The organism is Serratia sp. szju (genome assembly GCF_044594185.1).
Classification (GTDB): domain Bacteria; phylum Pseudomonadota; class Gammaproteobacteria; order Enterobacterales; family Enterobacteriaceae; genus Serratia; species Serratia bockelmannii.
Genome location: NZ_CP172576.1, coordinates 2446236 through 2468512 on the forward strand (window position 1 = coordinate 2446236; position 22277 = coordinate 2468512).

Here is a 22277-nt window from a genome sequence, read left to right on the forward strand (position 1 = left end):
ATGATGGCTGAACAAACTAATAAGAGGCCAGATTATGAGCACAACAGATGATTCTTACCTCGTAGCCAAAGACAAGACCGCCGATATTCCTCTGCGTGAGAAATGGTGGCGGATACTGGACAATTATAAAGTAGGGATTATTCCGTTACCGTTCTTTATTCTGGCCGGCGTATTGATTCTGCTCGACTGCCTGGAAGGCAAGTTGTCGAGCGATATCGTAGTGATGGTGGCCACCCTGGCGTTCTTCGGCTTCGCCTGCGGCGAATTCGGCAAGCGCCTGCCGCTGATCGGCAAAATGGGCGCGGCGGCAATCTGCGCCACTTTCATTCCTTCCGCGCTGGTGCACTATGGCCTGCTGCCGGACGTGGTGGTGGAATCGACCACCAAGTTCTACAAATCGACCAACATTCTGTACCTCTACATCTGCTGCATCATCGTCGGCAGCATCATGAGCATGAACCGCCAGGTGCTGATCCAGGGCTTCCTGCGCATCTTCATCCCCATGCTGTGCGGCGAGATCGTCGGCATGCTGGTGGGGATGGGCGTTGGCATGGCGCTGGGCCTGGAACCGTTCCAGATCTTCTTCTTCCTGATCCTGCCGATCATGGCCGGCGGCGTAGGTGAAGGGGCGATCCCGCTGTCGATGGGCTACGCGGCGATCCTACACATGGAACAGGGCGTGGCGCTGGGGCGCATTCTGCCTATCGTGATGCTCGGCAGCCTGACCGCTATCGTCATCGCCGGCCTGCTTAACCAGCTGGGCAAGCGTTATCCGCACCTGACCGGCGAAGGCAGCCTGATGCCGAGCAAGCAGGGCGACAGCGACATGAGCGCGGTGGAAAAAATCAGCGGCAAGGTGGACGTCAGCACCATCGCCTGCGGCGCGCTGTTGGCCATTCTGCTGTATATGGTGGGCATGCTGCTGCACCGTCTGATCGGCCTGCCGGCGCCGGTGGGCATGCTGTTCGCCGCCGTGGCGGTGAAGCTGGCGCACGGGGTATCGCCACGCATTCAGGAAGGCTCGCAGGTGGTGTACAAATTCTTCCGCACCGCCGTGACTTATCCGATCCTGTTCGCGGTCGGGGTGGCTATCACGCCGTGGCAGGAGCTGGTGGACGCGTTCACCGTACAGAATCTGATCGTGATCGTCACCACCGTCAGCGCGCTGGTGGCGACCGGTTTCTTCGTCGGCAAGAAAATCGGCATGCACCCTATCGACGTGGCGATTGTCTCCTGCTGCCAGAGCGGGCAGGGCGGGACCGGCGACGTCGCGATCCTCACCGCCGGCAACCGCATGTCGTTGATGCCGTTCGCCCAGATCGCAACCCGTATCGGCGGCGCTATCAACGTTTCGCTGTCGCTGCTGGTGTTGGCCAAGTTCTTCGTATAACTCCTATAAATCCTTAGCGTTACTTTGCCTTTCCCCGCCCCCGCGGGGATTTTTTTTGCCCGCGCGCCGGCCGTACGCGCGGGCAGGGATAATACCGGTTACGCTGCCTGTTTCATGGCGGCGTCATACCACGCGAAGTAGCGCTCTACGCCGCGACGGCCGGATTCGATCAGCGCGCGTTTCTTCTCCTCGCTGATGCCGAACTCCAGCGTGCCGACGTCGAGCGTATCGACATACACGGTGCGCTTCCAGTCATCGCTGTCCAGATGCACCTTGGTTTGGATGTCCAGCATCACGTTGGCCACCGCCAGGGTGAAATCAAACAGGTTGTTGACCGGCGTGCGCGGGCCGGCCTGACCGGCGGCCTGGGCGATTTCGCCGGCGGAGTCGAGGCGAAGGCCCAGGGTGCGGGTGTTGATGCGTTGGCTGGAGGCGTCGATGTAAGGCGGCGTGGCGGAGAAGTCATAGTCGAACAGCCGCACCGGGTAGTTGTCGATCATGCCGCCGTCGATGCACAGGTCGCCCAGAGTATTGTTCTTCGCCACGAAGGCGAAGGGGAACGACATCGAAATGCGCAGGCCGTCCGCCACTTTCATGCGCGGCGTGGTACGGTGAGAATAAACCTCTCGCTGGCCGCTGTTGAGGTTGGCGCCGATAAAGTAAATCGACTTGAACCCTTTCGCCGCCTTCATCGCTTCGAACTGCTCGAAGGTGATATCCGGGTTGCCGGTATACTGCTTGATAATATCGCGTGACCATTGATAGAAATAATCGCCGGGCGCGATGCCGTATTGATTAAACAGGCGATAGGCATCCTGGATCGTACCGAAAAAGCCGCCGTTATAATCGAGGAATTTTTTAAAATCCATCGCCGACAGAATCTTGGTGACGTCCGCCGAGCTGCAGCCCAGGCCGACCAGCAGCGCGGCGATGGCGCCCGCCGAGGCGCCGGAGGTTTGCTTGATCTGCGGCATGATGCCTTTGGCTTCCAGCAATTCCAGCGCGCCGCCATAGGCGATGCCTTTTACGCCGCCGCCTTCAAAGACCAGATTTTCGAATTGGTAGTTCATGATATTTCCTCACTCGTGGTTTAGGGAGTAAGAAAAATAACGAAGTCGCGAACCGGAAAATATTGATTGGGGTTGTGTGAGTCGGCAAACAAAATTATTCACAATAAATATATTGTTCATATATTTATCAAAGGCACTTATTAAACAGGCGCATCGGGATTTTTGCGTCAATACTTAGCGCTGTTCAATTCTCGCAAGGAGTCATCATGTTCTGGAAACGTTGTCTGCTGGGCGCGGCGCTGGCCGTTATGTCATTACAGGCCGGGGCCGCCGCGCCGCAGGCTAAAACCCCGACGCCGGGATTTTATCGCATCATGCTGGGCAGTTTTGAAGTGACCGCGTTGTCCGACGGCATCATTCGTTTGCCGGCGGACAAGCTGTTGCTAAACACCACGCCGCAGCAGATCGCCGCCGGGTTGGCCGAGCGGCATCAAAGCCTGCCGGTGGTCACCTCGGTCAATGCCTATCTGATCAATACCGGCGATAAGCTGGTGATGATCGACAGCGGCGCCGGCCAACTGCTGGGCGACGGCCTGGGCAAGCTGGTGGATAACCTGCGCGCGGCGGGTTACCAGCCGGAGCAGGTGGATGAGATCTACCTGACCCACATGCACCCGGACCATCTCGGCGGCCTGACGCACGACGGCAAGGCGGTATTCCCCAATGCGGTGGTGCGCGCCGCCAGCCAGGACGCGGACTTCTGGCTAAGCGCGGACAAACTGAAACAGGCTAGCGCGGGCAGTAAAAGCAACTTCGAAAGGGCTCAGGCGGCGATCAAGCCGTATCAGGCGGCCGGCCACTTTAAGCCGTTCAGCGGCGACGGTGAGCTTTCCCCGGGCATTGCCGCCTTTGCCGCCCACGGCCATACGCCGGGACACAGCGTGTATCAGGTGACCAGCCAGGGCCAGAAGCTGTTGCTGTTGGGGGATCTTATCCACGTGGCAGCGGTGCAGTTGCCGCATCCGAAGGTGGCTATCAGCTTTGATAATGACGCCAAGGCGGCGGTCGCTCAGCGGCTGCGGATATTTGGCGACAGCGCGCGGCAGAGCGAGCTGGTGGGGGGCGCACACCTGTCGTTCCCGGGGTTGGGGTATCTGAACCGCCAGGGCGACGGTTACACCTGGGTGCCATTGAACTACGGCGCGCTGTAAGGGAGATGGCCGCCCAACGGGCGGCCATCGTAAGCGCCTTGGGGACATTGTTCGATAATTTGGGATGATGATGCCAGAGAATCGGGGCTTATTCGCCGTGATAAAGAGTGCATGATTAACGTTACCCTCGTCGTTTTCTTTAAGGATCTCCCGATGAATCAGAAAACTCCCTCCGTCGCCATCGTCACCGGCGCATCGCGCGGTATCGGCGCCGCCATCGCCGAGCGCCTGGCCGCCGATGGCTTTGCCGTCATCATCAACTATTCGGGCAACCCGGCGCCGGCCTATGAGCTGGTGGGCAAGATAGAACAGCGCGGCGGCCGCGCCTTGAGCATCAAGGCCGACGTCAGCGATGCGGCTGCGGTTGCCCAGCTGTTCGACAGCGCCGAACAGGCGTTTGGCGGCGTCGACGTTCTGGTCAATAACGCCGGGGTGATCGCGCTAGCGCCGGTGGCGGACATGCATGATGAAGACGTGGATCGCCTGCTCGACATCAACCTGAAAGGCAGCTTCAATGCGATGCGCGAGGCGGCGAAGCGCCTGCGCGACAACGGCCGCATCATCAACTTCTCTTCCAGCGTGGTGGGGTTGCTGCAGCCGGGTTACGGTATGTATGCCGCCAGTAAGGCGGCGATCGAAGCGCTGACCAGCGTGCTGGCGAAAGAGCTGCGCGGCCGCAATATCACGGTGAACGCTGTCGCGCCGGGGCCGACCGCCACCGGCTTGTTCCTCGACGGTAAAACCCCGGAGCTTATCGAGCGGCTGGCGAAGATGGCGCCGCTGGAGCGCCTGGGCACGCCGGACGATATCGCTGCAGCGGTGGCTTTCCTCGCGGGGGCCGACGGCGGCTGGATCAACGGCCAAACCCTGCGCGCCAACGGCGGCATCATCTGATTGACGACGCACCGCCGCAGGATCGGGTATCCTGTGGCGGAACTCATCACATCAAGGGCAGCGTATGACGGGCGACAATCAGCAGTTTCATCCCGGCGTCAGGTCGCCCTGCGTCAGCCTGTGTCGCATCGACGACGAAACCCAGCAGTGCCGGGGATGCCGGCGCACGCGGGCGGAAATCGCCGCCTGGCCGACCGCCAGCGACGCGGAGAAACTCGCTATTTGGCGGCAGCTTGAGCTGCGTCAATCGGTGAAATAATCCTCTGCATTATTGCGCTGTCAGACTTCATGTAGCACAATTGAGCTACATGTGATTGACCGACGTTGGGAGCGATTATGTCGACGACGACCATCCGTATTCCAGATGAGCTTAAAGCCCGAGTCGCTGCCGTCGCCGAGCAGGCTGGCGTGACGTCTCACAGCTTTATTTTGCAGGCAATAGCGGAGAAAACGCAGCAAGAAGAGTTGCGCCGCGACTTTGAGAATGAAGCGGAAAAACGCTATGCCAAGATAATTGCGACGGGAGAGACGGTCTCTTGGAAAGAGATGCGCGGTTATTTGGAAAATTACGCAGCCGGTAACACTGACGCTGTTAAACCTCCGGTAAAAAAATTGGGGCGCTGATGGCAAACGTCGAGTTGGCGCCAGAGGTCAGGGATGATATCGAACGTATTCTCGCTCATTTGGCTCAGTATGGTGCCGTGGATCCAGGGCGGCGCATTCAGGAAATCATCCAGGCGATTGCGGTATTGGAACATAATCCATTGATCGGACGAGCCCTTGGCTCAGGGCTGCGTGAATTGATTATTGGGCAGCAAGTTCGCGGTTATTTGGCGCTCTACAAATATATCCCTGATATCGATACGGCGTTTGTTCTGGCGATCCGTAGTCAGAAAGAACAAGGGTATTGAATGCACGATACCGGCCTGAAAGACCGGTATCGCTGTCATGTTCTCAGAAGTCCCAGTCCTCATCCTCGGTGTTGACCGCCTTGCCGATGACGTAGGACGACCCTGACCCGGAGAAGAAGTCGTGGTTTTCGTCGGCGTTTGGCGACAGCGCCGACAGGATCGCCGGGTTGACCTCCGCCATCGCCGGTGGGAACAGCGCTTCATACCCCAGGTTCATCAGCGCCTTATTGGCGTTGTAGTGCAGGAAGGTCTTCACGTCTTCCGTCCAGCCGACGCCGTCGTACAGTTCCTCGGTGTAGCGCACCTCGTTGTCGTACAGGTCCTGCATCAGATCGAAGGCGAAATTTTTCACCTGTTGGCGCCGTGCGGCGTCCACTTTCTCCAGCCCTTTCTGGAACTTATAGCCGATATAGTAGCCGTGCACCGCCTCGTCGCGAATGATCAGGCGGATCAGATCGGCGGTGTTGGTCAGCTTGGCGCGGCTGGACCAGTACATCGGCAGGTAAAAGCCCGAATAGAACAGGAACGACTCGAGGAACACGCTGGCGACCTTTTTCAGCAGCGGATCGTCGCTGCGGTAGTGCGCCAGAATGATGCCGGCTTTCTTCTGCAGCGCGCGGTTTTCCTCGCTCCAGCGATAGGCGTCATCCACGTCCGGCGTTTGACACAGGGTAGAGAAGATTGAGCTGTAAGAGCGGGCGTGCACCGCCTCCATAAAGCTGATGTTGGAGTACACCGCCTCTTCGTGCGGCGTCAGCGCATCGGCGATCAGGGCCGGCGCGCCGACGGTGTTCTGGATGGTGTCCAGCAGCGTCAGCCCGGTAAACACCCGAATGGTTAGCTGCTGCTCCTTCGGCGTCAGCGTGGCCCAGGACGGGATATCGTTGGACAGCGGCACCTTCTCTGGCAGCCAGAAGTTGGAGGTCAGGCGGTTCCATACCTCCAGATCCTTGTCGTCTTCGATAATGTTCCAGTTGATGGCGCGCACCAGCGGCGCCGATGTTACGGTCGTCATAAATTGCCTCACAGCGCGCAGGACACGCAGCCCTGCACCTCGGTGCCTTCCAGCGCCATCTGGCGCAGGCGGATGTAGTAAATGGTCTTGATGCCTTTGCGCCAGGCGTAGATCTGCGCGCGGTTGATGTCGCGGGTGGTGGCGGTATCGCGGAAGAACAACGTCAGCGACAGCCCCTGATCGACGTGCTGCGTTGCGGCGGCATAGGTATCGATGATTTTTTCCGGGCCAATCTCGTAGGCATCCTGGTAATACGCCAGGTTGTCGTTGGTCATGTACGGCGCCGGGTAGTAAACGCGGCCGATCTTGCCTTCCTTACGGATCTCGATACGCGAGACGATCGGATGGATGCTGGAGGTGGCGTTGTTGATGTACGAGATGGAACCGGTCGGCGGCACCGCCTGTAGGTTCTGATTGTACAGCCCGTGCATCATCACCGACTGGCGCAGCGCGCGCCACTCGTCGCGGCCCGGAATGGCGATGCCGGCGGCGGCGAACAGCTCGCGCACCCGCTCAGTCTGCGGCAGCCAGTCGCGCTCGGTGTACTTGTCGAAGTACTCGCCGCTGGCATAGCGCGAGTGCTCAAAGCCGTCGAACGCGCCGCCACGTTCTATCGCCAGCCGGTTCGAGGCGCGGATGGCGTGATAGGCCACGGTATAGAAATAGAGGTTGGTGAAGTCGATGCCTTCTTCCGAGCCGTAGAAAATGCGCTCGCGCGCCAGGTAACCGTGCAGATTCATCTGGCCCAGGCCGATGGCGCGGGCGCTGCGGTTGCCCTCGGCGATCGACGGCACCGAGCGGATATCGCTCATGTCGGCCACCGCGGTCAGCGCGCGGATCGCGGTCTCGATCGCCTTGCCGAAGTCCGGCGCGTCCATGGTTTTGGCGATATTCAGCGAGCCGAGGTTGCAGGAGATGTCCTTGCCGATGCGATCGTAGCTCAGATCTTCGTGATAGGTGCTGGCGCGGTTGACCTGCAGGATCTCCGAACACAGGTTGCTCATGTTGATGCGCCCGGCGATCGGGTTCTCCCGGTTGACCGTGTCCTCGAACATCACGTAGGGGTAACCGGATTCGAACTGGATCTCCGCCAGCACCTGGAAGAACTCGCGCGCGTTGATGCGCGACTTGCGGATACGCTTGTCGTCCACCATCTCGCGGTATTTTTCACTGACGCTGATTTCAGACAGCGGCGTGCCATACACCCGTTCGACGTCGTAGGGCGAGAACAGGTACATCTCTTCGTTGTTCTTCGCCAGCTCGAAGGTAATATCCGGGATCACTACCCCCAGCGACAGCGTCTTGATGCGGATCTTCTCGTCGGCGTTTTCCCGCTTGGTGTCGAGAAAACGCAGGATATCCGGGTGGTGGGCGTTGAGATACACCGCGCCGGCCCCCTGGCGCGCGCCGAGCTGGTTGGCGTAGGAGAAGGCGTCTTCGAGCATTTTCATGATCGGAATGACGCCGGAGGACTGGTTCTCGATGCGTTTGATCGGCGCGCCCACTTCGCGAATATTGCTCAGCATGAAGGCCACGCCGCCGCCGCGTTTCGACAGCTGCAGCGCGGAGTTCACCGCCCGGCCGATCGATTCCATATTGTCTTCGATGCGCAGCAGGAAGCAGGAGACCAGCTCACCGCGCTGGCGTTTGCCGCAGTTGAGGAAGGTCGGCGTGGCCGGCTGGAAGCGGCCCGAAATCATCTCCTCCACCAGATCCTGCGCCAGGGCGGTGTCGCCCGCCGCCAGCGTCAGCGCCACCATGCACACCCGGTCTTCGTAGCGTTCCAGATAGCGCTTGCCGTCGAAGGTTTTGAGCGTATAGCTGGTGTAGTACTTGAAGGCGCCGAGGAAGGTCTCGAAGCGGAATTTCTTGGCGTAGGCCTGCTGGAACAGCTGCTTGATAAACGGGAATTCGTACTGCGCCAGCACCTGCGGCTCGTAGTAGCCTTCCTCCACCAGATAGCGCAGCTTTTCCTCCAGGTTATGGAAGAACACGGTGTTTTGGTTGACGTGCTGCAGGAAGTAGTGCCGCGCCGCCAGCCGATCTTTATCGAACTGGATCCGGCCTTCCGCATCGTAAAGATTGAGCATCGCGTTGAGCGAATGGTAATCCAGCGCGCCCGTCTCGGGCCTGGTCAGTTCTGTCGTTGCCAAAATGCGGTTACTCCCTGTCTAACGTTTTCAACGTCTTGCGTCGTGCCGAGCAGCTCGAAGCGGTACAAAAAAGGCACCTGGCATTTTTTGGCGATGATGTCGCCGGCGATGCCGTACGCTGCGCCGAAGTTGGTGTTCCCAGCGGCGATGACGCCGCGCAGGTATGAACGGTTTTGCGGAACGTTGAGAAAGCGGATCACCTGGATCGGCACCGCGCCGACGGCGCTGCCGCCGCCATAGCTGGGTACGATCAAGATATAGGGTTGTTCCATCAGCAATTTGCTGCGGGCGCCGGCGATCGGAATGCGGATCGCCGGCAGGCCCAGTTTCTCAACGAACCGATGGGTGTTCTCCGAACTGCTGGAGAAATAGACCAGCGGATTCATCGTCGAGCCTCAGCAGGTGAGCGCCAGCGCGCCGATTTTGTCCGGCCGGAAACCGGACCAGTGGTCGTCACCGGCGATAATCACCGGAACCTGCTGATAACCTAAGGATTTAACGTGGTTCAGCGCCTGCTGATCCTGGGTGAGGTCGATCACCTGATAATCAATCCCCTGTTTATCAAATGCGCGATAAGTGGCGTTGCACTGGACACAGTCCGGCTTACTGTAAATAATAATGCTCATGATTCGCATTTACCTTTAGGCTGAAGGAAAGGCGGGCAAGTCAGATAACGGAGCATCGTTCCTGGCGTTTCTGACGGCGTTATCAACCGAACGACATTCCCTGCGGTTGACTCATAAAATACTATATGTAGATGTTTGTTTTATCAACCACGCTATATATGGTGTTTTGTGGGGTTGGGTGCGCAGGCCGCGCTGGGGCTGGAAAAGGCGAGGGAAAAATTTTTTGCGGGTGAGAAATTCCCCCTCTCAGTGAAGAGGGGGAGTCGAGCGCATTACTGACGCATGCTGACGGCCAGACGATTAAAGGCGTTCATGATGCTGATGGCGAAAGTCAGATCGGCGATCTCGGTATCGCTGAAGTGCGCTTTCAGCGCCTCGAAAGCGCTGTCCGGCGCGCCGGTGGCGGCGATCAGCGTCACTGACTCGGCCCATTCCAGCGCGACGCGCTCGCGCTCGCTGAATTCATGGCTGACGCGCCAGCCCGCCAGCGTATCCAGCTTGGCATGGCTGAAGCCGCTTTCACGCAGCGCTTTGCCGTGCATGTCCAGGCAGTAGGCGCAGCCGTTGATCTGCGAAACGCGCATAAACATCAACTCGATGGTCGCCTTGTCCAGGGCGCCTTTCTCCAGCGCCATCAGCGCGCCCACCATATTTTTGTACGGGGCGGGCGCCAGCTCGGCATAGTTCAAACGTTGCTTAATCATGGTCAACCTCAATCGGTAGTAACGAAATCATGGCGCTACTTTAGCGGCCTTATGGTCTATGCTATAGGGCCATAAAATGATTATTTAACCGGGCCATAATGCCAACTTTCCTGACCTCGCTGCGGCTGGACAGCCGGCTCGCCGAGCCGCTGTACCGGCAGATTTACCAGCGGATTAAAGACGCCATTACCCAGGGCAGCCTGGCGGCAGGCGGCCGGTTGCCCTCAGTGCGCGGGTTGGCGAGCGATCTGGGCGTGGCGCGCGCTACGGTGGAAAGCGCCTACGCGCAACTTATTGCCGAAGGTTTCTTGCAGAGCCGCGGGCAGGCGGGCACCTATGTCTCGCCGCAGCTGCCACACATGCCGCCGGGCGCGGTCCCCGCTGCGCCACCGCTGGCGGCAATGGCGCCCGATCCGCTGCAGCCGCAAGGCATGCTGCAGCCTTTCCAGCTGGGGGTACCGGCGCTGGACGCGTTTCCACGGGCGCTGTGGCAGCGCATTGTCGCCCGCCAGCTGCGCGGTTCCACGGTGGCTTCTCTGGCGCTGCCGCCGGCCGGCGGCCTGCCTGAACTGCGTGAGGCGATCGCCCATTACCTGCATTTGTCGCGCGGCATCAGCTGTCGGCCGGAGCAAATTTTCCTCTGTGCCGGTTATCCGGCGTTGTTGGACTGGGTGGCGGAGACGCTGTTACATGCCGGCGACGCGGTATGGATCGAAGATCCCGGCTATCCGGTCACGCGTCCGCTGCTGCAGGCCGCCGGCGTCAGGCCGGTCGCCGTGCCGGTGGATGAACAGGGCATGGACGTGGCCGCCGGTATTCTGACGGCGCCTGAGGCGCGGCTGGCGGTGGTGACGCCGACCCATCAAAGCCCGCTCGGCATCTCGCTCAGCCTGGCGCGGCGCATGGCGCTGCTCGACTGGGCGCAGCAGCGCGGGGCCTGGATCCTCGAGGATGACTACGACAGCGAGTTTCGCTATCACGGGCGGCCGCTGCCGCCGCTGAAAAGCCTCGATGTTCAGGGTCGGGTGCTGTACGCCGGCACCTTCAGCAAAACGCTGTTCCCGGCGCTGCGCATGGCTTATCTGGTGGTGCCCGTCGGTCTGACGGAAACATTCGCGCGCAGCAGCCGGCTGCGTGGCTGCGGTTGCCCGCCGCTGCTGCAGGCCGGCGTGGCGGATTTTATCCGGCAAGGGCATTTCTATCGCCACCTGAAACGCATGCGGCCGTTGTACCGCCAGCGGCGCGAGTGGCTGACGCAGGCGTTGGAGCGGCAGCTGGGGGCGTGGCTGACGACGGTGCCGCAACAGGGCGGCATTCAGCTGTTGGCCCGGCTGCGCGACGGCTTGGCGGATGCGCCGTTGGCGGCGCAAGCCTGGCAGCAGGGGCTGGCGGTGCAGGCGTTGTCGGACTGGCGAATCGACCATCCGGTGGGGCAAGGGTTACTGCTGGGGTTCGCCAATTTCAGCCGGCGAGAGGAGGCGGAGCGGGCGGTACAGGGGCTGGCGCAGCTGTTTCGCTAAAATTAAACGGCCCGCGATTTCCGCGGGCCAGACGCACATCTGTTTTATCTTTATGACTGCAGGGGTGTTAACGCCGGGCCAGCAGCACGCCGAGCACGATGCCGACGGCGGCACCGATCCCTACGCCCTGCCAAGGTTTGTCACGCACATAGCTGTCGGCTTGATCGACGGCGTCGCGCGCATGCTGTGTCAGACTGGTGGAGCCGTTGAATCGCGCCCGAGCGTCGCGCAGCACGCCTTTCGCCTTGCTGTGCAGCTCTTTCAGTTCCTCTTTGGTCTTGTCACCGGACTCGCGCAACACTTCATCCAGCGTATCGGCCAACAGAGTGACGTCCTGATCGATATCGCGTTCTGTTCTTTCCGCTTTCTTAAACATTCAGCTCTCCATTTCGACACATGTCTTTTAAGTGTAGACCATGCCGAGAATTGTGTGGCCGATCACGGAAAAAAACCGCCGTCACGCAGGTGTTTGCCGGCGCGTGGGCTTTGTACATTTGGTTACTCGGCGAAACCAATCACTCACGGAAGCGGCGGTTTGATTCCACTAGTATCTGTTTCAACGGCTCCACCGGGGCTTACCGAAACAACACTCTGAGGATTTAAAGATGAAAAAAGTATTAGCGCTGATCGTTGCTGCCACTATGGGTCTGTCTTCTGTTGCTTTCGCTGCTGATACCGCAGCTACTGCTCCGGCTACCACCACCGCGCCAGCTGCGACCACCACTACCGCTGCGCCAGCGGCTGCTGCTGAAAAAGCGCCAGCTAAAGCAACGCATCACAAGAAAGCTAAGCACCACAAAAAAGCGCCAGCCCAGAAAGCTCAGGCCGCTAAAAAGCACCACAAAAAAGCGCCAGCTCAGAAAGCCCAGGCTGCTAAAAAACACCACAAAAAAGCGCCAGTGCAGAAAGCTCAGGCCGCTAAAAAACACCACAAAAAAGCCGGTAAAAAAGCTTAATTAATTGATGGTTGCGGAACCGGAAGGTTCCGCACTCTCCAGCCCGTATTCCAGACACCCGGTTCTTCCGGGTGTCTTCTTTTGAGGCGACGAACGATGATCCATCGCTATCTGTTTGAAGTCATTTTCAGCGCGGTAACCCTGTGTGGGGTGATCGTCGGTTGGGAATTGTTTTTGGCCGGCAGCTTCCTGTGATCATTGCGCTGCGGCAGTTTCGTGCAAATGCCGCCAGCCGAGCGCGTCGGGCAGGCGTTCAAACACCACCGTGGAGTAGCGCAGCGTGGCGCTTTGTCCCGGCAGACTCTGTTTTTCCCGGTAGCTGACTACCGCGCCCGTCGGCCATTCGGCCACCAGCTTCATCTCTTCTATCTCGATTTCCAATCCCGGTTTGGCGGCGCGATGCGCGCGGAAAAAAGCGCACAGCGCGGTGAAATCCAGCGGCGCGCCGTTCAGCGCGATCATGCTGAATTCCGGCGTAAAGCGCGCCAGCAGCGCTTGCTCTTCTCCGGCGCCTTTGCCCAGCCAGCGTTCAATGGCGATGTGGGCGTCGATCACTTCGGTAAAATACGGGTTCATAAAGCATCCTGTTGAGCGTTGAGTTGGCGCACGATGGCGCGGTTGGCGAGGCGCAGGCACAGCAACAGCGGGATAAATACGCTGGCGCCCGCCAGAATGAAGCAGGTTCGGTAGGCCGCCGCGGGCGGCAACACGGCCAGCAGCAGATTCAGCAGCAGGCTGAGCAGCGCCACGCCGAGGCAAAAACTGAGCTGGCGGTTGATGTTCCACAGCGCGCTGGCGTCCGCCAATTGGCCGTCGGGGATCTGCAGGAACGCGCTGCTCTGTGCGGTGCTGCTGCACAGGCTGCCGCCAAACCCCATCAGGGCGAAGGCGGCGATCTGCAACGCGTGCTGCCCGGCCAGGTCGATCTGCGCCAGCGTCAGCATGCCGGCGCCTTGCAACAGACAGCCGGCGATCAGCAGCGGCCGCGGGCCGAGGCGGTTAAAGCTTTTGCCGGTCAGCGTGATGGCCAGGAACGACGCCAGCGCCCAGGGCAGCATCAGGCCGCCGACCTGTGCGGCGGGCATCCCCAGCTGGTTTTGCAAATACAGCATCGCCACCAGGCTGACGCCGATGAACAGGCCGGGAATGCACAAATAAACCGCCATGGCGTTGCGCAGCAGCGGATCGGCGACCAGCCGCAGGTTCAGCAGCGGCTGCGGGGTACGCAGGCTATGGCGCAGATAATAGGCCAGCACCAGCAGACCGGTGGCCAGCAGCGCCGCGCCGGAAGCTTGATGGCCGGCTTCGCTCAGCCGGGTCAGGCCGAACAGCAGCAGCGTCAGCGCCGCGCAGGCGCTCAGTAATCCTGTCGCGTCGAGCGGTTTGCGCGCCGCCGTCGGCGTTTCCGCACGCAGCCACAGCGCCGCCAGCGCCAGTGCCAGGGCCGCCAGCGGCAGGTTGGCGAAAAACACCCAGCGCCAGTCCAACCGATCGACGAGCCAGCCGCCCAGCGCCGGTGACAGCGCCGGTGCCAGCAGCCCCACCAACATGATGGCGGCCGACAGCCCGGCGCGTTCATGGCTGCGGTACAGCTGATAGGTCAGCGTTTGGCCGATGGGGATCAGCAAGCCGCCGCCCATGCCCTGCAGGGTGCGCCAGCCGATCAGCGCGCCGATGCTGTCGGCGTTGCCCGCGCCGAGGGTGGCCAGCATGAACAACGCCAGCGACAGCAGAAACACCCTCCGTCCGCCGATGCGCTGCGCCAGCCAGGCGCTGAGCGGGATCACCAGCGTCAGGCCGAGAATATAGCCGTTGCTGACCCACGCCAGTTGGCTGACCGACGCCCGCATCGCCTGGCCGATGGCGGGGTAGGCGACGTTGGCGATAAACATATTGATCAGATCGACGAAAAAGCCGAGCAGATAGACGATTGCCACTTTGCTGCGATAAGACATGGTGCCTCCGGTTGAAGGCGAGCAGTGTATCGGGGGGAAAAGTGCGGATAAATCGGCGGCGGGCGATTACACTGTCAAAATTATTTTGACAATAAGGGCGACGAAATGCTGAATTTGCAGCGTCTGGCGATCTTTGCGGCAGTGGTGGAAGCGGGCAGCTTTACCGCGGCGGCGGCGGCGCTGGGACAAACCAAGGCGGTGGTGAGCTTTAACGTCAAGCAGCTGGAGAACGAGCTGGGGGTGTCACTGCTGGCGCGCAGCACCCGGCGGCTGTCGCTGACCGATGCCGGCGAACGCTTCTACCAGCGCAGCCTGCAGCTGCTGCAGGAGGCGGAAAATGTGCTGGACGACGTGCGTCGCGATCATCACGGGCTGAGCGGCGTGCTGCGTATCACCAGCACGCCGGAGTACGGCGCCCAGGTGGTGGTGCCGGCGCTGGCGGCATTTTCGCGACAGCATCCGCGGCTGCGCATCCAGCATGTCTCTTCTTCTTATCATGCCGATCTGATCTCTGAGCGCTTCGACGTGGCGATCCGTCTGGGCCAGCTGGCGGATTCCAGCCACCGCGCGGCGCTGATCGACAGCTTTGCCATCTTTCCGGTGGCGTCGCCGGGTTATCTGGCCGACCGGCCGATTCATTCGCTGACGGATCTGGCGCAGGCGCAGTGGATCGCCCACAGCCGGCTCAGTTCGCCGCTCAGCTGGCAGGTGGTCACGCCGCAGCGCGAAGCGGTGCTGTTCAAGGTTGCGGACGCCGCCACGCTTACCGGCGACAGCGCTGCGGCATTGTTGGCGTTCGCCCTGCATGGCGCCGGGGTGGCGCTGCTGCCGGCGTGGCTGGCGCAGCCCGACATCGATGCCGGCAGGCTGCAGCGGTTACTGCCGGAGCACCGTTTCCCTGAGCAGAGCATCTATGCGCTCTACCCGAATACCCGTCACGTGCCGGAGAAGGTGCGGGCGTTTATCGATTTTCTGCGCGCGCGGGTGGCGGCAAAATCGTTAGCGAAATAATAATTCGTTATAACTCTCTCATTTATCATCAAATCTCATCGGGGTATGCTGGAGGGCTTCGTCTACCCCGTCCGATGCGAGCCACCTTCGATGACCGCAGAAAATAACCTCCAGCTGAACCGACGTATTTTGTCCGTGGTGATGTTCACCTTCGTCTGCTACCTGACCATCGGCCTGCCGCTGGCGGTGTTGCCGGGATTTGTGCATGACCACCTGGGCTACAACTCGGTGTTGGCGGGCCTTATCATCAGCGCGCAATACTTCGCCACGCTGTTCAGCCGCCCGCACGCCGGGCGTTACGCCGATCAGCTGGGGCCGAAGAAGGTGGTGCTGTTCGGCCTGGCCTGCTGCGGTGCCAGCGGCCTGTTTTACGCGCTGGCGTTCGGCGTTGACGGTTACCCGTGGCTCAGCCTGCTGTTGCTGTGCGTGGGGCGGGTGTTTCTCGGCGTCGGCGAAAGCTTCGCCAGCACCGGTTCCACGCTATGGGGCATCGGCCGGGTCGGGGCGATGCACACCGCGCGGGTGATTTCCTGGAACGGCGTTGCCACCTACGGGGCGATGGCGGCCGGGGCGCCGCTTGGCGTGTACCTGAATCAGCAGTGGGGATTGGCCGGGGTGGCGGCGCTGATCGTGCTGGCGGTTGCGGTGGCGCTGCTGTTGGCGAGCGGCAAGCCGGACGTCTCGATCGCCGCCGGGCAGCGCATCGCCTTTAGCGCGGTGTTCGGCCGCATCTGGGCCTATGGTCTCGGTCTGGCGATGGGCACCGTCGGTTTCGGCGTGATCGCCACGTTCATCACACTTTACTATGCCGACAAAGGCTGGAGCGGCGCGGCGTTTTCGCTGACGCTGTTCAGCTGCGCCTTCGTCGGCATTCGCCTGATCTTCAGCAACGTCATTAACCGCCACGGCGGGTTGAAGGTGACGCTGGCGTCGTTTCTGGTCGAGATCGTCGGGCTGCTGTTGATTTGGCAGGCCGGCGATCCCTGGATGGTGCAAACCGGCGCGTTGCTGGCCGGCGCCGGTTTCTCGCTGGTGTTCCCGGCGCTGGGCGTCGAGGCGGTGAAACAGGTGCCGCCGCAGAACCAGGGCACGGCGCTCGGCACCTATTCGGCGTTCCTCGACCTGGCGCTGGGCATCACCGGCCCGCTGGCCGGGCTATTGATCGGGCAGACGGGCGTGCCGTCGATCTATCTGGCGGCGGCGCTGCTGGTGGCGCTCGGGGTGTTGCTCACCCTGCGCCTGCTGCAACGCAGCCGGGCCTGATTCAGGAATAGTCCGAAACCCGGATTCCTTCCCAGAAAATCATTGTTTCGGTGAATGATTACGGTAAGGTCGCTCAGCGGTCCAGAATGAGAGGAGGAATCGATGTATTTACGGCCGGATGAAGTGGCTAAAGTGTTGGAGAATACCGGCTTTGAGCGTGATTATGTCACCGATCAGGCCTATGGTTACCGCAAGGGCGCACACTACGTGTATGTGAATCGCGAAGCGCGGATGGGCAGAACCGCGTTGGTGATCCACCCGGCGCTGAAAGAGAGAAGCGTGCATTTCGCCACGCCGACCTCCCCGGTGCGCTTCAGCGAGCAGTATCTGGAGTTTCCCCTGGATTTAAGCAGCGACACCCCGAACCAGCGCTACGGCATCGCACACGGCTTCAGCTCGCGCGAAGCGCTTTCGCGCTACCTTTACAGCATGTTCCTGTAATCGGTCCCCCGACCCGGGGGACGCTATCAGCCGTGGGCCAACGCTTCGCGGTTGAAACGCTCGTTGTAGGCGCGGCGGAATTGCGCCAGTTCAAACGCATCAATATCCAGCTCGGTGAAGTAAAACAGCGCCGCTTCGGTGTGCTCGGCGTGTAGCTCCGGTGACAGCCCGGCGCGCAGCAGCACGTCACGCCACAGGGCAATCTGCTCGTCGTCCGCCTGTTTGATAAACGTCAGGTAGATGAACAGCAGATAAGCCGCCTGGTGCATCTCTTCGGTGTAGCCGTTGTTCAGCATGCGGATAAAGGTCTGGCTTTGGCGGCCGCCCATTTCCTGGATCATCGATTCGATCAGCATCGGCTTGACCCTCAGCAGATGGGCCAGCGAATCGATGGCTTTGCGGGTGTCGGACGTCAAGATGCGGTAACCGATAATGAATACGACGATCAGGGCGGCGAGGATGATCCAGGTCATTTAGGCTTTATTACACTCTCAATACGCCAGAAGAGGGGCGGGAGGCGCTGTGCGACAGCGCCCGCTATCAATGCTGTTCGCCGCTGAAATTACCGACCGCGCTCTGTTGGCGCAGGTGGTGATTGAAGGTGGCCGCGTCTTTGGCCAGCGCGTCCAGATGGGCGCCGAGCATTTTGATCTGCTTGACCAGTGCATGCTGTTCCGGCACCGAACTGGCGGTGCTCAGTTTGCGCGCCAGTTGTTCATTCTGCGCCCGCAGCGCGGCTTCGCGCTGTTTGGCTTCTTCCAGCAGTTGCTGCAGCGCCTGGTAGCTCTGCTGCCATTCGCGGTGTTGCCGTTCGAAGCTGCTCTGCAACTCATTCATCGCATTTTGAAACTGGATTTCCAGCTCGCGCATTGTCATGGGCTCGATCCTTTGCGGCACTCAATGATGGCTTAGCAGTATAGCGAAAACTGTTCGCAAGCTCACCCGTTGACGACAAATGAGACAAATGCCTCTGACAATTCCCGGCTTGCAACCGCGCCAAGGCGTCTTACAATCGACCCCATTCCCGGCCGTAAAGGCTGCCGTTCAAGAGAGGTGGAACATGAGCGAGCAGGAAAAAGACTTTTTTGAACAGGCGATGGCGGACGTGGTGCCGCTGGAGAGTGGACGGCAGACGCTGTACCTCAAGCCGCAGGAGGCGGTGGACAAAAGCGCGCGGCGCGAAGCGCAGCGGCTGATGCAGGAAAACTTCCTCAGCACCGATTTTCTCGAGGTGATCCCCTGTGAACAGCCGCTGGAGTTCAAAGGGGAAGGCATTCAGCAGGGCGTGCTGGACAAGCTGCGCAACGGCCGTTACCCGCCGCAGGCGTCGCTGAACCTGCTGCGCCAGTCGGTCGAGGCCAGCCGGCAGGCGCTGTTTCGTTTCATCGTGCAGGCGGAGGCGCAAAACCTGCGTTCGCTGCTGATCGTGCACGGCCGCGGGCGGCAGAACGAAAGCCATCCGAATATCGTGCGCAGTTACCTCGCCAAGTGGCTGGCACAGTTTGAACAGGTACAGGCGTTTTGCCGCGCCTTACCGCGCGACGGCGGCGAGGGTGCCTGCTATGTCACGCTGCGTAAATCAGCGCAGGCCAAGGCAGAAAACTTTGAGCGCCACGCCAAGCGCAGCCGTTGAAAGGATAGCCGAAATAAAATGGCCGGCGAATATCGCCGGCCATCGATGAATTATTTATTAAATATTTTATAGTCCAGCGAATAACGGCCGGCGCCGGTTACCGCCAGCAACAGCAAGCCGCCAATGATGCTGATGTTTTTAAAGAAGTTGATTTCATTGCCCATCATTTCCATGCCGGTCATTTTCCAGAACGGATGGCCGATAAACGCGGTGCCCAACACGTACAGGGCGAAAATGACCGCGATAGGGCGAGTAAACAGACCGAGAATAAGCGCGATGCCGAAAATAAACTCCACCACCACGGCAACGATCGCCGCCAAATAAGGCATCGGCGTGCCATAGCCTTCCATCGCCGTGACGGTTGCACCGAAGTTGACCAGTTTCATCCAGCCGAAAATGATAAACAGAACCATCAGTAGAATACGGGACAGCAGAATTACGCCGTCTTTTGAGCTATCACCCATTTCGAACTCCTTAGCCACTGTCGGAATTATGTTGTCTTACTGAATAAAGATTAGAACAATTTACGTTTTTTTCTAGCGGCGACGGGCGGTTGCGCCACTTTTTTCGTTGGGTGAGACGCGTGGTGAAGCCGACGGCATTGCCTATACTTGAGCCTGGAGCAAAAACAATAAAACAGGCAATGTGAGGCCAAGATGGATGAGGAATTGACCGCCGCCGGTTACCGTCGTTATTCCGGCGACAAGATTGACGTTTATTTTAACAGCGCGATATGCCGCCATTCCGCCAACTGCGTGCGCGGCAACGCGGCTATATTCACCTTGAACCGCCGCCCGTGGATTATGCCGGACAATGCCGAGCCGGCCGAGGTGAAACGCGTTATCGACACCTGCCCCAGCGGCGCACTGAAATATAGGGAGAAATAATATGGATCATAAAATACTGGCAGACGAGAAGCGTTTTTATATCAATGATGAGCAGGGCAAGCTGATCGCCGAGATCTCTTTCGTGCCGAGCGGCGACAAGCTGACCATAATCGATCACACCTGGGTGGATGAGTCATTGAAGGGGCAGGGCGTCGGCAAAAAGCTGGTGGCGTTGGTGGTGGAGAAAATGCGCGCGGAGCAGCGTAAAATCATTCCGCTATGCCCGTTCGCCAAGCATGAGTTCGATACCACCCCAGCCTATCAGGACATTCGCGCCTGAGGCGATAACGGGGCGCGGCGCGCCCCGGTCATTCAGCAGACGCCGAAATCGCCGTCTTCGTGGTACAGCGCCACGTCGCTGGCCTGCACTTCCGTGCGCTGCTCTTTACCCAGTTCATTCCAGCTGCAAACCAGGGTTTCGCCGTCGATCGCTACCACGGTCATCTTTGGGCCGCCGGTGGTGCGTTGTACAAAATCACCGATATTGAATGCCATGCGTTCCTCCACAACAGATTAAACCTCATCTATTGATAACACAGAATGCCGCCGCCGTTGGCAGGAGTTTCGTTATGTATTGATTTATACAGCGATTATCACTAAGGAGAGCAGACTAACATGCCGGGATTATTGATGTTTTATGTGGGCGGTACGGCGCCGGGCGCCAATATTGAGTTGCACGACGTGCAGTTCGCGGCGGCGGATCGGCCGGAAGAGGCGTATCCGCTGCTGCGTGAAAAGTGGTTCGGCGATAAGCGCAAGGTGCATGTCGACGGCTATGCGCGCATCGACTGGGCGGACGGTTACGACGTGAGCCTGGAGCCTGCGCCGTTCGCCGGTGAAGAGAGGCTGTTTTTCGTCAACGTAGGCGGCTACCGCAGCGATCAGCTGGCGGAACTGCACCAGTTCGGCCTGTTTGTGGCGCGTTCCGCCGACGAGGCGAAGGAGAAAGCCAAACGGGTGCTGCTAACGGACAGTGCGCAGCAGCACAAGGATGACCTGGCCGAGGTGGACGACTGCCTGCTGCTGCACGCGCTGCAGGGCTACCACGTGCATCTGCGGGCCAACCCGCACGGCAAACCGGCCCGGCCGCTGTGGCAGGGGTATCTGCCAATCGGCGAACCCGCGTTATAACGCCGCCAGCGCCTGCAGCTGTTGCCGCAACCAGCGGCAGGCCTCCGGCCGGCCGTTCTTGCGGTGCAGGTAGATTTTGATCTGATACGGCGGCACCGGAAACGGCAGGGGATGGATATCCAGCGCCGCCGCCTGCCGCAATTTTTGCGCGGCGTAACGCGGCATGCTCATCACCAGTTCGCTGTCGGCGACGATGAACGGCGCGCCCAGCAGCGAAGGCGTGCGGATGGCGATATCGCGCTGCAGCCCCAGTTTGTCGAGCTGGTAGTCAATGACGCCACGCTGTTCGTTCCACGGCGTCACCACCAGATGACGCGCCTGCAGGTAGTTTTCCAGCGTCAGCTCGCCGTATTTCGCGCTGAACGCGGGCGAACAGATCGCCACATACTCATCCTCTAGCCAGCTCACCTCGTCGATCTCCGGGTAGCTTTCGCCATCGGTTTCGGTAAAGCCCAGCGCGAAGTCGATGCGCCCCGCCAGCAGATCGTTCAGCGCCACCTTGCGCTCGGAATAGCGCAGCTGAAACGATAACCCCGGTGCCAGGCGCTGCATCTGCGCCATCAGTGCGGGAAACACCGCGAAAGCGGTGTAATCGGTAATGGCGAAGGTGAAGCTCTCCCGGCTTTCGGCGGGGACGAAGCGCGGGCGCGGATGCAGCCCTTTGGCCAGCAGCGCCAGACTTTCGCTGACGGTCGGGGCCAGGCTGTCGGCATACACCGTCGGGTGCATGTCGTTGCCGACCCGGTAGAACAGCTCGTCTGCCAGCGCCTTGCGCAGCCGGATCAGCGCGTGGCTCAACGCCGACGCACTGAGGGCCAGCTCTGCTGCGGCGCGCGTCACCGATCGCAGCCGATAGACCGCTTCGAACACCAGCAGCAGGTTGAGATCGAGGCGTTTCAAATCCAGATGCATGATATTCATTACCTGTTGATGAAAATGCAGTTCATACAGTATTGGAGGCGCGATATGCTGGCAAGCACAGTCATTAACACACTCAGGATTTGCCATGACCATTGAGATTTATCCGGCGCAAAAAAGCGACGCCAAACTGATTCTGGATATGATTATCGAGCTGGCAGTGTACGAAAAGGCGCGCGAGCAGGTGCTGGCCAGCGTGGAAGACATCGAACGCAGCCTGTTTGGGCCGGGCGCCTGTTCCGAAGCGCTGATTTGTACGGTGAACGGCGAGCCGGCGGGTTATGCGGTGTTCTTTATGAGTTACTCCACCTGGCTGGGTAAAAATGGCATCTATCTGGAAGACCTGTACGTGGCGCCGAAGCATCGCGGCGCGGGCGCCGGTAAAAAGCTGCTGCGACACATCGCCCAGCTGGCGTGCGAACGGCAGTGCGGTCGCCTGGAGTGGAGCGTGCTGGACTGGAACCAACCGGCCATCGATTTCTACCTCAGCATCGGCGCGCAGCCGCAGGGCGAGTGGGTGCGCTATCGTATGGAAGGCGAGGCGCTGACGCACTTCGCGGCGCACGGGGCGGCGTTGCCGGCACAATAGCCGTTGGGGGGAGGCGGCCTCCCCAACTGTGGTGATGTGAACGGTTTACTGCGGATCAA

30 protein-coding genes are annotated in these 22277 nt (G+C 60.2%); 16 read left to right on the forward strand and 14 right to left on the reverse strand.

Annotated features, from left to right (window positions below; all coding sequences use genetic code 11):
- The first annotated feature begins 34 nt into the window (after positions 1 to 34).
- Positions 35 to 1390 carry a 2-hydroxycarboxylate transporter family protein gene (locus RE418_RS11430; protein ID WP_043143802.1) on the forward strand — a complete coding sequence of 452 codons (1356 nt, stop codon included), beginning with the start codon at positions 35 to 37 and terminating at the stop codon, positions 1388 to 1390.
- Between the two features lie 98 nt (positions 1391 to 1488).
- Here the strand turns inward: RE418_RS11430 and RE418_RS11435 are convergent, their stop codons facing one another.
- Positions 1489 to 2460, reverse strand: a complete 972-nt coding sequence (locus RE418_RS11435) for a patatin-like phospholipase family protein (RefSeq protein ID WP_025303993.1) — start codon at positions 2458 to 2460, stop codon at positions 1489 to 1491.
- Between the two features lie 206 nt (positions 2461 to 2666).
- On the opposite strand from RE418_RS11435, the gene RE418_RS11440 reads away from it, so the two are divergent.
- The 5 genes from RE418_RS11440 (at position 2667) to RE418_RS11460 (ending at position 5416) form a co-directional block, all read left to right on the forward strand.
- Positions 2667 to 3611, forward strand: coding sequence for an MBL fold metallo-hydrolase (locus RE418_RS11440; RefSeq protein ID WP_089181228.1), 945 nt, complete (start codon positions 2667 to 2669; stop codon positions 3609 to 3611).
- 153 nt (positions 3612 to 3764) lie between these two features.
- A complete protein-coding gene (locus tag RE418_RS11445; RefSeq protein ID WP_025303991.1) occupies positions 3765 to 4505 on the forward strand; it encodes an SDR family oxidoreductase in 741 nt (246 codons plus the stop codon).
- A gap of 64 nt (positions 4506 to 4569) precedes the next feature.
- A complete protein-coding gene (locus RE418_RS11450) occupies positions 4570 to 4764 on the forward strand; it encodes a DUF1289 domain-containing protein (RefSeq protein ID WP_043138399.1) in 195 nt (64 codons plus the stop codon).
- 77 nt (positions 4765 to 4841) lie between these two features.
- Positions 4842 to 5129, forward strand: a complete 288-nt coding sequence (locus RE418_RS11455; protein WP_038872812.1) for a CopG family ribbon-helix-helix protein — start codon at positions 4842 to 4844, stop codon at positions 5127 to 5129.
- Positions 5129 to 5416 carry a type II toxin-antitoxin system RelE/ParE family toxin gene (locus RE418_RS11460; protein WP_043138388.1) on the forward strand — a complete coding sequence of 96 codons (288 nt, stop codon included), beginning with the start codon at positions 5129 to 5131 and terminating at the stop codon, positions 5414 to 5416. The genes RE418_RS11455 and RE418_RS11460 overlap by 1 nt, the downstream gene beginning before the upstream one ends.
- A 43-nt stretch (positions 5417 to 5459) precedes the next feature.
- On the opposite strand, the gene nrdF is transcribed toward RE418_RS11460, so the two are convergent.
- The 5 genes from nrdF to RE418_RS11485 form a co-directional block, all read right to left on the reverse strand.
- Positions 5460 to 6431: a class 1b ribonucleoside-diphosphate reductase subunit beta gene (gene nrdF / locus RE418_RS11465; protein ID WP_033639549.1), complete on the reverse strand. Its 972-nt coding sequence runs from the start codon at positions 6429 to 6431 to the stop codon at positions 5460 to 5462.
- A gap of 8 nt (positions 6432 to 6439) precedes the next feature.
- A complete protein-coding gene (gene nrdE / locus RE418_RS11470) occupies positions 6440 to 8584 on the reverse strand; it encodes a class 1b ribonucleoside-diphosphate reductase subunit alpha (protein ID WP_071845116.1) in 2145 nt (714 codons plus the stop codon).
- On the reverse strand, positions 8566 to 8970 hold the full coding sequence (gene nrdI, locus RE418_RS11475; RefSeq protein WP_004928930.1) for a class Ib ribonucleoside-diphosphate reductase assembly flavoprotein NrdI: 405 nt from the start codon (positions 8968 to 8970) through the stop codon (positions 8566 to 8568). Before nrdI ends, nrdE begins: the two co-directional genes overlap by 19 nt.
- Before the next feature lie 9 nt (positions 8971 to 8979).
- A complete protein-coding gene (nrdH, locus tag RE418_RS11480; RefSeq protein WP_004928934.1) occupies positions 8980 to 9210 on the reverse strand; it encodes a glutaredoxin-like protein NrdH in 231 nt (76 codons plus the stop codon).
- A gap of 272 nt (positions 9211 to 9482) precedes the next feature.
- Positions 9483 to 9914 carry a carboxymuconolactone decarboxylase family protein gene (locus RE418_RS11485; RefSeq protein ID WP_025303985.1) on the reverse strand — a complete coding sequence of 144 codons (432 nt, stop codon included), beginning with the start codon at positions 9912 to 9914 and terminating at the stop codon, positions 9483 to 9485.
- A 95-nt stretch (positions 9915 to 10009) separates the two neighbouring features.
- On the opposite strand from RE418_RS11485, the gene RE418_RS11490 reads away from it, so the two are divergent.
- On the forward strand, positions 10010 to 11434 hold the full coding sequence (locus tag RE418_RS11490; protein WP_043138379.1) for a PLP-dependent aminotransferase family protein: 1425 nt from the start codon (positions 10010 to 10012) through the stop codon (positions 11432 to 11434).
- A gap of 67 nt (positions 11435 to 11501) precedes the next feature.
- Here the strand turns inward: RE418_RS11490 and RE418_RS11495 are convergent, their stop codons facing one another.
- A complete protein-coding gene (locus tag RE418_RS11495) occupies positions 11502 to 11810 on the reverse strand; it encodes a YqjD family protein (protein WP_004928950.1) in 309 nt (102 codons plus the stop codon).
- 229 nt (positions 11811 to 12039) lie between these two features.
- Between RE418_RS11495 and asr the strand changes: the two genes are divergently transcribed.
- A complete protein-coding gene (gene asr, locus RE418_RS11500; RefSeq protein WP_004928953.1) occupies positions 12040 to 12390 on the forward strand; it encodes an acid resistance repetitive basic protein Asr in 351 nt (116 codons plus the stop codon).
- Positions 12391 to 12585: 195 nt separating this feature from the next.
- Here the strand turns inward: asr and RE418_RS11505 are convergent, their stop codons facing one another.
- Both RE418_RS11505 and RE418_RS11510 read right to left on the reverse strand, forming a co-directional pair.
- Complete coding sequence (locus RE418_RS11505; protein ID WP_043138374.1) at positions 12586 to 12966, reverse strand: DUF4440 domain-containing protein; 381 nt, start codon at positions 12964 to 12966, stop codon at positions 12586 to 12588.
- A complete protein-coding gene (locus RE418_RS11510; protein ID WP_089181227.1) occupies positions 12963 to 14345 on the reverse strand; it encodes an MFS transporter in 1383 nt (460 codons plus the stop codon). Before RE418_RS11510 ends, RE418_RS11505 begins: the two co-directional genes overlap by 4 nt.
- Positions 14346 to 14450: 105 nt before the next feature.
- Here RE418_RS11510 and RE418_RS11515 point away from each other — a divergent pair, with 105 nt between their 5' ends.
- From RE418_RS11515 to RE418_RS11525, 3 genes are all read left to right on the forward strand, one after another.
- Positions 14451 to 15356, forward strand: coding sequence for a LysR family transcriptional regulator (locus RE418_RS11515; protein ID WP_043138365.1), 906 nt, complete (start codon positions 14451 to 14453; stop codon positions 15354 to 15356).
- A 90-nt stretch (positions 15357 to 15446) separates the two neighbouring features.
- Positions 15447 to 16619, forward strand: coding sequence for an MFS transporter (locus RE418_RS11520; protein WP_043138362.1), 1173 nt, complete (start codon positions 15447 to 15449; stop codon positions 16617 to 16619).
- Between the two features lie 102 nt (positions 16620 to 16721).
- Positions 16722 to 17060, forward strand: a complete 339-nt coding sequence (locus tag RE418_RS11525; protein WP_025303979.1) for a DUF2002 family protein — start codon at positions 16722 to 16724, stop codon at positions 17058 to 17060.
- Between the two features lie 26 nt (positions 17061 to 17086).
- Here RE418_RS11525 and RE418_RS11530 read toward each other — a convergent pair whose 3' ends face one another.
- Both RE418_RS11530 and RE418_RS11535 read right to left on the reverse strand, forming a co-directional pair.
- Entirely contained in the window at positions 17087 to 17533 is a 447-nt protein-coding gene (locus tag RE418_RS11530) for a DUF1198 family protein (protein ID WP_399676214.1), read from the reverse strand.
- Positions 17534 to 17600: 67 nt separating this feature from the next.
- Positions 17601 to 17936, reverse strand: coding sequence for an MbeD/MobD family mobilization/exclusion protein (locus tag RE418_RS11535; RefSeq protein WP_004928976.1), 336 nt, complete (start codon positions 17934 to 17936; stop codon positions 17601 to 17603).
- Between the two features lie 184 nt (positions 17937 to 18120).
- On the opposite strand from RE418_RS11535, the gene smrA reads away from it, so the two are divergent.
- Positions 18121 to 18693 (forward strand): DNA endonuclease SmrA, encoded by a 573-nt coding sequence (gene smrA, locus RE418_RS11540; RefSeq protein WP_043138356.1) that lies wholly within the window; start codon positions 18121 to 18123, stop codon positions 18691 to 18693.
- 50 nt (positions 18694 to 18743) lie between these two features.
- On the opposite strand, the gene RE418_RS11545 is transcribed toward smrA, so the two are convergent.
- Positions 18744 to 19157 (reverse strand): DoxX family protein, encoded by a 414-nt coding sequence (locus RE418_RS11545; protein WP_016929826.1) that lies wholly within the window; start codon positions 19155 to 19157, stop codon positions 18744 to 18746.
- A gap of 192 nt (positions 19158 to 19349) precedes the next feature.
- On the opposite strand from RE418_RS11545, the gene RE418_RS11550 reads away from it, so the two are divergent.
- Positions 19350 to 19580, forward strand: coding sequence for a (4Fe-4S)-binding protein (locus RE418_RS11550; protein ID WP_025303975.1), 231 nt, complete (start codon positions 19350 to 19352; stop codon positions 19578 to 19580).
- Position 19581: 1 nt separating this feature from the next.
- Positions 19582 to 19860 carry a GNAT family N-acetyltransferase gene (locus RE418_RS11555; RefSeq protein ID WP_025303974.1) on the forward strand — a complete coding sequence of 93 codons (279 nt, stop codon included), beginning with the start codon at positions 19582 to 19584 and terminating at the stop codon, positions 19858 to 19860.
- A gap of 32 nt (positions 19861 to 19892) precedes the next feature.
- Here the strand turns inward: RE418_RS11555 and RE418_RS11560 are convergent, their stop codons facing one another.
- Positions 19893 to 20075, reverse strand: a complete 183-nt coding sequence (locus RE418_RS11560; protein ID WP_025303973.1) for a YodC family protein — start codon at positions 20073 to 20075, stop codon at positions 19893 to 19895.
- A 120-nt stretch (positions 20076 to 20195) separates the two neighbouring features.
- Between RE418_RS11560 and RE418_RS11565 the strand changes: the two genes are divergently transcribed.
- Complete coding sequence (locus tag RE418_RS11565) at positions 20196 to 20711, forward strand: DUF1543 domain-containing protein (protein ID WP_043138351.1); 516 nt, start codon at positions 20196 to 20198, stop codon at positions 20709 to 20711.
- On the opposite strand, the gene RE418_RS11570 is transcribed toward RE418_RS11565, so the two are convergent.
- The gene (locus RE418_RS11570) at positions 20706 to 21632 is read right to left on the reverse strand and encodes a LysR substrate-binding domain-containing protein (protein ID WP_043138348.1); all 927 of its coding nucleotides are present in this window, start codon (positions 21630 to 21632) and stop codon (positions 20706 to 20708) included. The two genes, RE418_RS11565 and RE418_RS11570, sit on opposite strands and share 6 nt — an antisense overlap.
- An 85-nt stretch (positions 21633 to 21717) precedes the next feature.
- On the opposite strand from RE418_RS11570, the gene RE418_RS11575 reads away from it, so the two are divergent.
- A complete protein-coding gene (locus RE418_RS11575) occupies positions 21718 to 22218 on the forward strand; it encodes a GNAT family N-acetyltransferase (RefSeq protein ID WP_025303970.1) in 501 nt (166 codons plus the stop codon).
- The last annotated feature ends 59 nt before the right edge of the window (positions 22219 to 22277 follow it).